The 12,946-nt window shown below is 42.2% G+C and carries 15 protein-coding genes; 8 read left to right on the top strand and 7 right to left on the bottom strand.

The window, feature by feature from the left end; genetic code table 11:
• Window positions 1-102: 102 nt before the first annotated feature.
• Together GKC25_RS14745 and fumC are read left to right on the top strand one after the other, a co-directional pair.
• Entirely contained in the window at window positions 103-270 is a 168-nt protein-coding gene (locus GKC25_RS14745; protein ID WP_003213147.1) for a YvzF family protein, read from the top strand.
• Window positions 271-359: 89 nt separating this feature from the next.
• The gene (fumC, locus tag GKC25_RS14740; protein ID WP_034659931.1) at window positions 360-1,754 is read left to right on the top strand and encodes a class II fumarate hydratase; all 1,395 of its coding nucleotides are present in this window, start codon (window positions 360-362) and stop codon (window positions 1,752-1,754) included.
• A gap of 78 nt (window positions 1,755-1,832) precedes the next feature.
• Here the strand turns inward: fumC and GKC25_RS14735 are convergent, their stop codons facing one another.
• Entirely contained in the window at window positions 1,833-2,711 is an 879-nt protein-coding gene (locus GKC25_RS14735; RefSeq protein ID WP_034659930.1) for a TetR/AcrR family transcriptional regulator, read from the bottom strand.
• A 192-nt stretch (window positions 2,712-2,903) separates the two neighbouring features.
• Here GKC25_RS14735 and spxO point away from each other — a divergent pair, with 192 nt between their 5' ends.
• Window positions 2,904-3,068 (top strand): anti-adapter protein SpxO, encoded by a 165-nt coding sequence (gene spxO, locus GKC25_RS14730; RefSeq protein ID WP_095285802.1) that lies wholly within the window; start codon window positions 2,904-2,906, stop codon window positions 3,066-3,068.
• 20 nt (window positions 3,069-3,088) lie between these two features.
• Here the strand turns inward: spxO and GKC25_RS14725 are convergent, their stop codons facing one another.
• On the bottom strand, window positions 3,089-4,420 hold the full coding sequence (locus GKC25_RS14725; RefSeq protein ID WP_034659929.1) for a sensor histidine kinase: 1,332 nt from the start codon (window positions 4,418-4,420) through the stop codon (window positions 3,089-3,091).
• On the bottom strand, window positions 4,417-5,094 hold the full coding sequence (locus tag GKC25_RS14720; RefSeq protein WP_034659928.1) for a response regulator transcription factor: 678 nt from the start codon (window positions 5,092-5,094) through the stop codon (window positions 4,417-4,419). Before GKC25_RS14720 ends, GKC25_RS14725 begins: the two co-directional genes overlap by 4 nt.
• Before the next feature lie 336 nt (window positions 5,095-5,430).
• On the opposite strand from GKC25_RS14720, the gene GKC25_RS14715 reads away from it, so the two are divergent.
• Window positions 5,431-6,801, top strand: a complete 1,371-nt coding sequence (locus GKC25_RS14715) for a S1C family serine protease (RefSeq protein WP_034659926.1) — start codon at window positions 5,431-5,433, stop codon at window positions 6,799-6,801.
• A 45-nt stretch (window positions 6,802-6,846) separates the two neighbouring features.
• On the opposite strand, the gene GKC25_RS14710 is transcribed toward GKC25_RS14715, so the two are convergent.
• Window positions 6,847-7,689: an oxidoreductase gene (locus GKC25_RS14710; protein WP_106038198.1), complete on the bottom strand. Its 843-nt coding sequence runs from the start codon at window positions 7,687-7,689 to the stop codon at window positions 6,847-6,849.
• A gap of 113 nt (window positions 7,690-7,802) precedes the next feature.
• On the opposite strand from GKC25_RS14710, the gene GKC25_RS14705 reads away from it, so the two are divergent.
• From GKC25_RS14705 to GKC25_RS14695, 3 genes are all read left to right on the top strand, one after another.
• Entirely contained in the window at window positions 7,803-8,249 is a 447-nt protein-coding gene (locus tag GKC25_RS14705; protein ID WP_187704584.1) for a YusW family protein, read from the top strand.
• A 147-nt stretch (window positions 8,250-8,396) separates the two neighbouring features.
• The gene (locus GKC25_RS14700) at window positions 8,397-9,227 is read left to right on the top strand and encodes an ABC transporter ATP-binding protein (RefSeq protein ID WP_003213584.1); all 831 of its coding nucleotides are present in this window, start codon (window positions 8,397-8,399) and stop codon (window positions 9,225-9,227) included.
• A 72-nt stretch (window positions 9,228-9,299) separates the two neighbouring features.
• Complete coding sequence (locus tag GKC25_RS14695; protein WP_066030425.1) at window positions 9,300-9,551, top strand: YusU family protein; 252 nt, start codon at window positions 9,300-9,302, stop codon at window positions 9,549-9,551.
• Between the two features lie 32 nt (window positions 9,552-9,583).
• Here the strand turns inward: GKC25_RS14695 and GKC25_RS14690 are convergent, their stop codons facing one another.
• From GKC25_RS14690 to GKC25_RS14680, 3 genes are read right to left on the bottom strand one after another with little or no spacing between them, the layout of a single operon-like run.
• Window positions 9,584-9,931: a spore coat protein gene (locus tag GKC25_RS14690; RefSeq protein WP_034659918.1), complete on the bottom strand. Its 348-nt coding sequence runs from the start codon at window positions 9,929-9,931 to the stop codon at window positions 9,584-9,586.
• 11 nt (window positions 9,932-9,942) lie between these two features.
• Window positions 9,943-10,194 (bottom strand): hypothetical protein, encoded by a 252-nt coding sequence (locus GKC25_RS14685; RefSeq protein ID WP_223249598.1) that lies wholly within the window; start codon window positions 10,192-10,194, stop codon window positions 9,943-9,945.
• Between the two features lie 26 nt (window positions 10,195-10,220).
• Window positions 10,221-10,358: a YuzL family protein gene (locus GKC25_RS14680; RefSeq protein ID WP_003212904.1), complete on the bottom strand. Its 138-nt coding sequence runs from the start codon at window positions 10,356-10,358 to the stop codon at window positions 10,221-10,223.
• 199 nt (window positions 10,359-10,557) lie between these two features.
• On the opposite strand from GKC25_RS14680, the gene GKC25_RS14675 reads away from it, so the two are divergent.
• Complete coding sequence (locus tag GKC25_RS14675) at window positions 10,558-12,945, top strand: 3-hydroxyacyl-CoA dehydrogenase/enoyl-CoA hydratase family protein (RefSeq protein WP_187704146.1); 2,388 nt, start codon at window positions 10,558-10,560, stop codon at window positions 12,943-12,945.
• The last annotated feature ends 1 nt before the right edge of the window (window position 12,946 follow it).

Below are 12,946 nucleotides of genomic sequence, written 5' to 3'. Positions count from 1 at the left end.
GCCTCAATAACTTTTTCTTAGCATTACCTGCTTGAAAAAACAATATTCTGTGTTACATTATTTTGTGGTAAAAGAAAGAATGAGGGTTTTGGAGGAAACAAGATGGCGCAAATTCGTTTAGCAGGAACAAAAGAGGAGATTGACCGTATTCTACAGTCGTTTGACAAGCATTATGAAGTGACATATACATCAAAGGATTACGGAAAAACGAACCCAAAATACAAATATTCGAAAGATGTCCGCGTTTATATTGAACTAAAATTAAAATAAAGATAAAATTTTAATTGAAAACGCTTAAAGGATTTTGGTTTTTTGTATAGAATAGAGTTGAGTGATGAGAAGCTATGGAGGGATACATAATGACGGAATTTAGAATCGAAAAAGATACAATGGGCGAAATCAAGGTGCCAAAGGACAAGTTCTGGGGTGCACAAACACAACGAAGCAAAGAAAATTTCAAAATCGGTTCTGAGAAAATGCCAAAGGAAGTTGTGAATGCGTTTGCAATTTTGAAACGTAGCACAGCGATTGCCAACGAACGTCTTGGCAACCTTGAAAGCGAAAAAGCAGAAGCAATTGCTGCTGTATGTGATGACATCATCAGCGGAAAGTATGACGAGCATTTCCCGCTTGTTGTATGGCAGACAGGCAGTGGAACGCAAAGTAACATGAATATGAACGAAGTTGTTGCAAATAGAGCAACTGCTTACTTGAAAGATAAAAATAGTGAGTTCAGCATTCATCCGAATGATGATGTCAACCGCAGCCAAAGCTCAAACGACACATTCCCAACTGCTATGCACGTGGCAGCTGTTTTAGCTGTGTACAAAAAATTATTGCCGGCGATTGATCAATTAAGAGCCACTCTTGATGAAAAAGCAAAAGCGTATCAAGAGATTGTTAAAATCGGCCGTACGCACTTACAAGACGCAACACCACTGACAGTAGGTCAAGAGATTAGCGGCTGGGTGTACATGCTGGATCGTTCAAAAGAAATGATCCTAGAATCAACTGAAAAAATGAGAGAGCTTGCGATTGGCGGAACAGCTGTTGGTACAGGGATTAACGCACATCCTGAGTTCGGACAATATGTCGCTGAGGAAATCAGCCAACTGACAGGTCAAACATTCAATTCTTCACCAAACAAATTCCATGCGCTGACAAGCCATGATGAAATTACGTATGCACACGGTGCCCTAAAAGCACTTGCAGCTGATTTAATGAAAATTGCCAATGATGTGAGATGGCTGGCAAGTGGTCCGCGCTGCGGAATTGGTGAATTGATCATTCCTGAAAATGAACCAGGAAGCTCCATTATGCCAGGTAAAGTCAACCCAACTCAAAGTGAAGCTTTAACAATGATTGCAGCACAAATCATGGGGAATGATGCAACAATCGGTTTTGCCGCTAGCCAAGGAAACTTTGAGCTGAACGTATTTAAGCCGGTCATCATTTATAACTTCTTACAATCAGTTGAATTACTTGCTGACGGCATGAACTCATTCCATGACAAGTGTGCAGTTGGAATCGAACCAAATCTAGAAACAATCGAGAAAAACTTGAACAATTCATTGATGCTTGTGACGGCACTCAACCCGCACATCGGATATGAAAATGCAGCGAAAATTGCAAAGCTTGCTCACAAAGAAGGTTTAACATTAAAAGAAGCAGCACTTCAATTAGAGCTGCTAACAGAAGAGCAGTTTGAAGAGTTTGTGAAACCAGAAGAAATGGTGACACCGAAAGCAAAATAAGAAACCAGGGGCAGCAGCCCCTGGTTTTTTTCATTGAGAGTATCGAACAAAATGAAAGTCCAGGGACTGCCCTGGGTTCTACAAATGATCCTCTTTCAAAATACGCATAAGTGATTCAGAGTTGGTTTGGAGCGGTGCGTATAATTTTAATTGATACAGCATGCCTTTTACGATGACTTGTCTTGGTTTTTGTTTGTTTAATTCATTTTCTAAAATGCCAAGCGCTTCAAATAAATCTGGCTCATCTTTCACTTCATAGTGTGCTTCAGCCTGCTCTCTTAATTCTTTTAAAAGAGATTCTGTCAGCGGGTCGAATGACCGTTCGTAAATAGGACCAAACCAATCGCTCGCTTGATCTACAGAGATGAGCGGAAAATCATTTCGCTCCATCATACCGCCCATCAAATCATCGATACGGTGAATCATCGTTGCAGCTAGCTCCTCAGCCTCCAGCTGAAAATCATATAAAATCGCAAGCTCGAAATAAACGTGGCTCATGCCCTCAATCGTCAAACAAAGATCAGCCATATAAGGAATCGCTGCATCTCCATATACCTGCTTAATGTTATCAATGTGAAGCTGAATGGTGGCAAGTCTGATTTGTTTTGCGAGCTGCTGCGTTTCTTCATTCATTGGCAGTGCTCGATCGCTCAGCTGCATTTTAATAAAATCCTTTTGCTGCAAAATATTATCGTAGTAGACAGTGAGCTGTTTGCGGTAGGCTTCCTTTGGTGTGCCGCCCTCTGTTTGAACCTCGTGAATCCGGGTAAATACCTTATCATAATAGTAGTGCAAGATTGAAATGAGCAGTGCTTCCTTTGATTTGAAATAAAGATAAAAAGCACCCTTTGACATGTGGCATTCATCCGCAATTTCCTGAACAGACGTTGTATTGTAGCCTTTGCTGGCAAACAATTTCATGCCGGCCTCAATGATCATTTTTTCTTTCTTTTTCAATATGAATGTCATCCTTTCTTACCGAGAGACAAATGTCTTAGGAAACGTGCGCAAAGAGATGTGACTTATCGGTCATAAACGACGAAAGTTTTCAAAAATTAATCAGATTGTAACTTGTTTTTTACAGTGTAATTCTTTATATTATAAAGTAAGGTGACCAACTGGTCAAAAAATGTGAAAGGATGATGTTCCATGAGAGAAATCGATGATATGATGAGACGCTTGCGAACAAAAGGAATACAAGTAGAAAAAGTCAAAATGCCGAAAGAGACAACCATTGAAAAGAAATGGATGTATCAAGCTGGCAAGAAAATCAAAGCCACATACCGTGATTTCAATGGGTATTCATTCATCTAAAAAAGACTGCGGTCAAAAACCTACAGTCTCTTCTTTGGAACCGTGATCGTATAACGTACACCTAGATCATCATTTTCAATTGATATAGACGCTTGATGCATGGAGAGAATTTTTTTGACAATGCTTAATCCAATACCGAATTCGCCCTTTTTTCCCTTACTAAAAGGTTCGTATAGGTTGGATAGCATATGTTCTTCAATGGGAGGACCGTCGTTACGAATGACAATGCGTATTTGATCCTCTTCCTGTTTCATTTGGATATCAATTTTACTTTTTGCGTAGCGGAGTTGATTTTCTAGTACATTCTCAAATAATTTGCTCCATTGTTCTGGATCGCCTTCAAGAGCAGCCTCATCATCTAAGTCCACGTTCCACTGCAATTCATTTTTCGACCAGCGTATTCGGTCGACCACTTCCAGCATCGTATTACTGAGTAGGAAGGAAGCATGTGCGGGGTGTTGTTTTGATAAATAATCAAGCTTTGTTAAGTACAGCAAATCCTTGATTTTCTTCTCAAGTTTTTCCGCTTCACCTTCAATGACTTCCACCGTTTGTTCAAGATCTCCCTTAGGAAAAATACCATCTTTAATCGACTGCGTATAGCCGCGGATGACCATGACGGGTGTCTTTAAGTCATGTGATATATTTTGCAAAAGAGTCCGTTCTGTTTCATCCTTTTGAATGAGCTTTTGTCTCATTTCTTCAATGGTATGACCAAGCTTCCCGATCTCATCTTGCCGGTCAACGATGACAGGGTCGTCCCAGTCCTCTTGCGCAATCCGCTTCACGTGCTTTTCAAACGCAACGATTGGACGGGATAAGTAGCGGGCAAGCCAAATCGATGGAATCCAGCTTAATAAAATAACGGTGCCAAGGATAAATATCAGCTGTTTAAACAGCGTAAAGGACAGGTCGTCTCGATAAGAGTCTGGTGCATAGGACAGAAGAATATATTGTGTATTGTCTGTTGATACTTTTTTGATGACAAAAAAGATGTGCTGGCCATTCACCTCTTCAGAATAGCGTTTCGTTGCACTTTTTTGTTTTTTCACAAAGGCTTGGATTTTCTCAATAAAGGCGTGCGGGAAAAACTGCGCCATTTGGTTTAATTCATCTGACGGAATCAGAATGTGCTGCACCGAGCGGTTTTCCGGTGTCGACTTTGGCGAGCCGTCTCGGTTCAACGGATATTCTGTGAGCACCTGCTGTTCATTTTCGATATTTTTATAAATTTCATTCGTGAAAAAGTTTCGTAATGTATTAGAAAATAGGATGATCAGGACAATCGAGATCGTGAGCAAAATACCAGAGATGACGACCCAAATTTGAAAAGCGAGCGGTTTGTTCTTCATCCTTTTAGCATCCTATAGCCAAATCCATAGATGGTCTCGACCTTTAAGTCGGGCATTTTTTTGCGTAGCCGTCTGACAAGGTCGTCGACCACACGATCTGTTCCGAAGTAATCGTGTCCCCAAATTTTGACGAGGATATCTTCACGAGAAAAAGCATGTCCCTGATGATGTGTAAATAAAAGCAGCAAGTCAAATTCCTTAGAAGTTAAGTTAATCAGCTGATCTCCTTCATACACCTCTCTTACATCCTCATGAATGACATAGGAGGAGACGGGTGTGACGCTTTTCTGCTGCGGAGTATCGCTATTTTTGTACACAAGCTCAAGCAGCTTTTGCACCCGAATGATCAGCTCGCGCGGAAGAAATGGCTTCGCAATATAATCACTGCTTCCCAGCTCTAAGCCGAGGACACGGTCGATATCTGCATCGCGTGCCGAAATGAAAATGACCGGTATATCAGGTGATGCGGCTTTGATTTCTTTAATGAGTGTGTAGCCATCTGTATCAGGCAGCATGATATCTAAAATCCATAGATGCGGCGGCTTGTTCATTGCCCGGCGTGCCGCTTCTCCGGTTAAAAAAGAGGAGACATTCCAATTTTCACTTTCTAAATATTTGGTTAAAAGTTCGTTTAAGTTTTGTTCATCTTCCACTAAATAAATGGTGTACGACAAAGTCTTCCACATCCTCTCAACGTCATTATAACGGGATACAAAGGCGGCATGTCAACAATCACATGCTTTTTTCACAATTTCACATATTCTTCTCATCATTATCCCATAATGTTTGTTTATGATAAGCTCAAGGGAAAAAAGGGCATAGACAAAAGGTAGATAAATAGGTGCTTTTCACGAATGTGCGCACCTTGCTTTTTTTCTATCAATAAGTATTATATAATTTGACATATTGTCATGAAGTATCTTCAATGATATTGCCATTAAGAGGACATGAGTCCTATCTAAACATATGAATCAAGCAAGTCATGAACACGATGTAAAGGAGTGCAAGCGATGGATTTCCGAAGAGAAGATGAAGAGAAGAAGATGAATCATCAAGAAGATGTGCATCAAGAGAATGAGAAACAAATAGACGAACCAGAAAAAGAAAAGGAACTCGTTTATCAACCTCATGAAAACGAAGCATCTGCCACTCAGGAGAGTGTGACAAACCATTCTCCTCAAATGGAGGATGACCGTGCGTCGAAAAAGGAGAAAAAGCGGAAAGCGGCATGGCTCAGTCCGATCCTTGGAGGGATTATTGGCGGAGGCCTTGTGCTTGGCATTACACCGCTTTTGCCGCAGTCACAGGACACAGCTGCAAACACACAAACGCAAACAGCTTCAAGTGAGCCGGCAGCTTCTGATAATTTCTCAACAAAACAAATCACCAATGCCACGAATGTCGCTGATATGGTAGAAGATTTAGAGCCAACCATTGTAGGAGTCTCAAACTATCAATCTACACAAAATTCGTTTGGCCTTAGCGGTGACTCAACAGAAGCTGAAGCTGGAACGGGTTCTGGTGTCGTCTTTAAAAAAGATGGCAAAAAAGCGTACATTATTACAAATAACCACGTAGTCGAGGGTGCCAATAAACTGAAGGTCACACTTTATGATGGGAAAACAAAAGACGCAAAGCTGGTCGGCAATGATGTGATGACAGATTTAGCTGTTGTTGAAATCAATGCAGACGGCATTGATAAAGTGGCGAGCTTTGGTGATTCTTCTAAGCTCCGTGCTGGAGACAAAGTGATCGCAATTGGGAACCCGCTCGGTGCACAGTTCTCTGGTACTGTGACAGAAGGGATTATTAGTGGTCTTGATCGTACAGTTGAAGCGAACACATCATCTGGTACGGTGGAAATGAATGTACTGCAAACAGATGCAGCGATTAACCCCGGGAACAGCGGGGGACCGCTTATCAATACAGATGGTCAAGTCATTGGCATCAACAGTTTAAAAATTAGCGAAAGCGGTGTGGAATCACTTGGCTTTGCGATTCCAAGTAACGATGTCAAACCGATTGTAGATGAGCTGTTGAAAAATGGAAAGGTTGAACGTCCTTACCTTGGCGTACAAATGATTGACCTTGAGCAAGTGCCTGAAACGTATCAAGAAAATACGCTCGGCTTATTTGATAAACAAATCGGCAAAGGGATTTATGTAAAAGATGTATCAAAAGGATCACCTGCACAAAAAGCAGGCTTGAAATCTGGAGATGTCATCATCAAATTCAAAGGGAAAAACGTGGCAAACAGCTCTCAGCTGAAAGAAATTTTGTACAAAGAAACAAAAGTCGGCGATAAAACGACAATGACTGTCATTCGTGAAGGGAAAAATAAAAATCTAGACATTACCCTTGGACAGTCTGAAACCGAATAAATGAAAAAACAGGTGGACGTTAAAGGTCTACCTGTTTTTTTATGCTTATTTTTTTGAAGAGAGTGTACGTAATATGATCTTTTCCCACATGCTCCAAGGCAAGAGCTGCTTTGCTGTGAATGAAAGTCGCACCCCTTTCCCAATCGGATATCTCAACTTTTTCAGCCGTTTCTTCTCGGCTAATCGAATCACAAGCTCTGCGACTTCACTCGGGTCACCGTAGTTGGTTTTCTGGGCATTGATATAAACCATCATCTTTTGATAGATGCTTGTGTATTTCGATCCTTCCCCTGGCTGCAACATGTGCTCGTTCATAGACGTGTTCCAAATATTTGTTTGGAAAGAGCCTGGCTCGATCAAGGCTGCCTGTATACCGAACGAGGCCAGTTCAATGCGCAAGCTCTCTGTATAGCCCTCCAAAGCAAACTTGGAGGATACATATGGAGAAAGCGCGGGCATTCCCATTAATCCGCTGATGCTGCTCATATTGAATATCTTTGCACCATTTGTCATAAACGGAAGGACGGCTTGTGTCATTTCCATGACTCCGAAGACGTTTACATCAAATTGCTGGCGGTACGTGTCAACAGGAACCTCTTCAGCAAAACCCGCATATGCTGTTCCCGCATTGTTGACAAGCAAGGTAATGAGGGCGTAAGCATGTAGCTTTTTCTGAAATGCTTGAATCGACTGCGTATCTGTCACATCTAATGCTTCAATATGTATCGCTTCGGATAAAGAGGCTTGCTTGATCTCTTCGGCAAGCTTTTTCGCATTGGCTTCCTGCCTGACCCCTGCAATCACTGTATAGCCTTGCTTGGCGAGACCTATCGTGATGAGCTTGCCAAAGCCGCTATTGGCGCCAGTTACAATGGCTGTTCTTTTCATCATCTCGTTCTCCTTTTTGTTTCAATCTACCATAGTCCGCTGTTTTATTGAATAACGAAAAGCAGGATGGAGAAGAATAAAAAGCGATGATAAGAAATAGGAGGAAGCACATGATGTGTTGGAAGAAGGCGGGACAAATAGGAGTGCTGCTTTTTATGCTGTCTGGCTGCCAATCAATCGAACCGCTGCAGCAAACAAAGGAAGCAGAAGCAGAGAGTCTCTCAGCGGTTCAAATGAAGGAACTTCCATTTGAGCATCTCCACCTGCATGTTCAATACGGGCAGAAAAGCGAATTATACGAAGCCACCTATCGTCAGGCGAAAGGCAAAGAAGAAGCACTTATCCGTGATCATATGAACGGTGTCCGCTATGAAGGTGAAGAAGCATTACGCGAGATGAAGATGAAGCTAAATGATATGTCTATTCCTAGTGAGAAGATCAATGATGCGTATGTAAATGAGCTATTAGCCGCTTTTAATCTAGACGATGATTATCAGCGGATTCAGGTCAATATTAAGCTTGAAGATGGGACCAAACGTACATTCCAAAAGAAGAAGTAAAACGAGACTTTCTCATTTTTTAATTGAAAATGATTTTCAAGATCACTTAAATCTGATACACTAAATTGAGATAAGTGATCTTTTCCGTCTATACATAGACGATATTTCATATAAAAATTTGCATGAGAAAAGGAGCGTTTGAGCGGAATGAGTGCCATTTCTACTGAAGGTTTAAGCTTAGGCTACGGAGAAACAATGATCATAGATGAACTAAATGTATCAATCCCTAAGGGTGAAATCACAGTATTTATTGGCAGCAATGGATGCGGTAAATCCACGCTACTTCGCTCTTTGGCCCGTCTCATGAAGCCAATGGGTGGTTCTGTCCTGCTTGAAGGTCATTCCATTGCCAAATTACCAACAAAGGAAGTAGCGAAACAGCTCGCCATTCTTCCGCAAGGACCAGAAGCGCCAGAAGGATTGACGGTGCATCAATTAGTGAAGCAAGGCAGATATCCTTATCAAAATTGGCTGAAGCAGTGGTCGAAGCAAGACGAGGAAGCGGTGAATCGCGCACTGAAGTCAACAAAGATGGAAGACCTCGCTGATCGAACGGTCGATTCATTATCAGGTGGACAAAGGCAGCGTGCATGGATTGCGATGACGTTAGCACAGGAGACGGATATTATCTTGTTAGATGAGCCGACGACGTATTTAGACATGACGCATCAAATTGAAATTCTAGACCTTCTGTTTGACTTAAATGAAAAAGAGCAGCGCACGATTGTCATGGTTCTTCATGACCTGAATCTCGCATGCAGATATGCTCATCACCTTGTGGCGATTAAAGACAAGACGATTTATGCAGAAGGAAGACCAGAAACAGTCATTAATTGTGATCTTGTGAAAAATGTCTTTGATATGAACTGCCAAGTGACGACAGATCCTTTATTCGGGACACCATTATGTATTCCGCACGGTAGAGGACGCTGTATTGTACAGCAAGCGCAAGCGGAGACATTTCTTGCTGCAAGATAATCGTATGTCAAAAGCCTGACATCTGTTACGCACAGAGTCAGGCTTTTTTCTTAAAAAGGGAGCGGAAACTCAATGGGAAATGAATTAGATGAAAAGCTTGAGGGCTTGCTTGATAAATATACAGAGCTGCTGCTTGGTGAATCAACAGACGCACTGAAACAAGATGTGAAACAGTGGGTGATCTATTCTCATATTGCAAAAAGCATGCCGCCTCTAGCCAAGCACTTTAATGAAACGTATCCAGAAGCGAAGGAAGAAATCAAAGAAACAATTCAGCGGATCAAACAAATGAACGAAGCTCATCGAGCCAATCAAGACCGTTAAAAAACTGCCAGCACTACACTGGCAGTTTTTCTTTATGACATCTGTGATGGTCCGTATGGAGATTGATCTGTCAGTGTTTGCTGGAATTTCTGGTGTGCCTGCTGGAGCTTTTGCTGTTCAGCGGCTTCAACAGAATACCAGCCATATCGGAACATGACATCATATAAATGTCTTTGGGTTTTCTGAGTTTCTAGCGCAATTCGCTGAATATCTTGGTAAAGAGATTCATGACTGAATTCATTGAGCGCTGTGTTGTAACCGCTTGTCATATATTTTTCAGTCGACAAAAGGTCTGTGACAAAATCGCGATCATTCATGTTTGTTGTCGTGGGAACCGGAGTTTGTGGATTCCCGATTTTTTGTTGGTTTTGTTGTTCCATGTTTTTTCCTCCTATTGCATAAAGCCAGTAGACTGGCCTTGCCCTGAGCTGCCTAAATGCTGAAGAATTTGTGTGTAATGCTGATGATGCATTTGGCCCACTTGATTTAATTCTTGTTTCAAAGTCTGGTCTTGGCAGTGCTCGGCCATAAAGTGAGCCTTTTTCATAGCGATCAAGTTCCAATTCAGCATATCCTCTAAGTACAAGGAATCTTTCACTGAAATGACTTGCGGGGGCATATTCATTTGCTGATTGTTCAAGATGTGTTCCTCCTTACGATTTTGTTTCCTTACTGATTCTTTTTATATTGCTGATTTTGACTGGTCTTTTTACCGCCTAGGTCTGCTTCCTGTGATGGACCTGCGTTTCCTTTTACACTTGCAGCACTTACGCCTGCTTTCGATGGGTTTTTCTTCAAACGAGACATGTGGACATCACCTCCATTCTTACAATGCCCTCTCATCTTTAATTCATACGCCGCAAAGTAAGGCACATCAGAATGTGTAAATTTTTGAAATCCGCTCTTGAACTGTTTCGGAAAATCTTTTAAGATAAAGAAAGAGGCATTGCTTTTTTTTGGACAAAAAATGAATGACTGTTCATTCAAAATGTTTAGGGGGATATTTATGGGCAAACATATTCGCAAGGCGGCTGTCATTGGTTCAGGTGTCATGGGCTCAGGCATTGCTGCGCATCTAGCCAATATCGGGATACCAGTAACATTGCTAGATATTGTGCCAAACGAACTGACAAAGGAAGAAACGGCGAAAAAGAGAACGCTTGATCACCCTAGTGTTCGGAATAGATTAAGTCAAGAAGCGATGAAAAAATTGTTAAAGCAAAAGCCAGCACCTCTTACATCAGCAAAAAACCTATCATACATCACACCGGGAAATCTCACAGATCACCTTTCCTTATTACATGATGCTGACTGGATCATTGAAGTCGTCACTGAAAAACTCAGCATCAAACAACACGTATTCTCTCTCATCGACGAACACCGCAAAGAAGGCAGCATCGTATCAAGTAACACATCCGGTATTTCGGTTGAAAAAATGGCAGAAGGCCGATCAGATGATTTTAAACGCCACTTTTTAGGCACACACTTTTTTAACCCAGCCCGTTATTTAAAGCTTTTAGAAATCATTCCTATTCAAGAAACAGATCCAGAAGTACTTGCATTCATGAAAACGTTTGGTGAGGATGTACTTGGCAAAGGCGTCGTTGAAGCGAAAGATACGCCGAACTTTATTGCCAATCGTATTGGTACTTATGGACTCCTTGTGACAGTGCGTGAAATGCTTGAAAACAAATACACCATTGGAGAGGTGGACTCGGTCACAGGACCCCTCATTGGAAGACCGAAAAGTGCGACCTTCCGTACACTTGATGTCGTAGGGCTCGACACGTTTTCCCATGTAGCCCGCAACGTATATGACCAAGTAGAAGGAAAGGAAAAAGATATTTTCCAGCTGCCTGAGTTTATTGAAACAATGCTTGAAAAAGGATGGATTGGCAGCAAGGCAGGGCAAGGATTTTATCAAAAAAATGGAAAGGGCATTTTAGAACTTGATCCTGTGACGCTCACGTATGGAGAACGAACGAAGCTTAAAGATCCAGGCATTGAGATGGCGAAGCAGCAAAAGGGGACGAAAGCGAAATTGAAAGCGCTTATTTATCAAGATGGCCGTGCAGGACAATTGCTTTGGAACATGACGGCACCTGTGCTCCTTTATTCAGCTCAGTTAAAAGGTGAAATTGCGGATGATATTCAGTCCATCGATAACGCAATGAAATGGGGATTTGGCTGGCAGCACGGTCCATTTGAGCTCTGGGATGCAATCGGTGTGAAAAAAGCAGCTGAGCGCATGGAAGCAGAAGGTCACTGCATCCCGCAGTGGGTGCAAGACATGCTGTCAGAAGGACACGACACATTCTATCAAGTGAATGCTGATGGAGAGCGTGCGTTTTATCACAATGGGGCTTATGAACAGGAAAAAGGAAACGAAAAGAATATTTCTTTAGCGAAATTGAAAAAGAAGCAGGGCGTGATTTTTAAAAATTCTGGTGCGAGCTTGATTGATATCGGTGATGATGTCGCCTTGCTCGAATTTCACTCCAAAAGCAATGCCATTGGACTAGATGTCATTGACATGATCAATCGCGCTGTCGATGAGGTGGAACAGAATTATAGAGGGCTTGTCATCGGAAACCAAGGGAAGAACTTCTGTGTTGGTGCCAACCTTGCTCTGATTTTAATGGAAGCTCAGGACGATAATTTCTTTGAAATTGACTTTGTGATCCGCCGCTTCCAGCAGGCAATGATGAAGGTGAAATATAGCGACCGTCCAGTCGTTGCTGCACCGTTTGGCATGACACTCGGAGGCGGAACAGAGGTTTGTCTGCCGGCAGCAGCTATTCAAGCGTCCAGTGAAGCATACATGGGTCTTGTTGAAGCGGGAGTTGGACTGATTCCGGGCGGTGGTGGAAACAAAGAATTATACCTTCGCCATCTGCAAGGATCAGCTAAGCCGACGCAGACCGCTATACAAGATGCCACGCTGAAAACATTTGAAACGATTGCAATGGCTAAAGTATCCACTTCGGCTGAGGAAGCGCGGGATATGAACATGCTCCGCGTGAGTGACCGAATCAGTATGAACGGGGACCACCTGATCTATGATGCGAAACAACTCGTGCTCTCTCTTGATGAAGCGGGTTATCGTGCACCGCTCAAGCAGAAGGTGCCCGTCATGGGAGAAACAGGCTATGCAGCAATGATATTGGCTGCTGAAAATATGAGACTGTCTGGATACATTTCAGAGCATGACATGACCATTGTCAAAAAATTAGCTCATGTCATTTCCGGCGGGAAACTGCCATTTGGAACAGAGGTAGAGGAGCAATACTTATTAGAGCTTGAAAGGGAAGCCTTTTTAAGTCTTGTAGGAGAAGTGAAATCACAGGCACGCATGCAGCACATGCTCGTCAAAGGAAAACCTTTACGTAACTAAG

This window comes from Bacillus pumilus, from assembly GCF_038738535.1.
Taxonomy (GTDB): Bacteria; Bacillota; Bacilli; order Bacillales; family Bacillaceae; genus Bacillus.
Note: the sequence above shows the minus strand (reverse complement) of the source record. Positions and strands in the feature narration are given on the sequence as shown.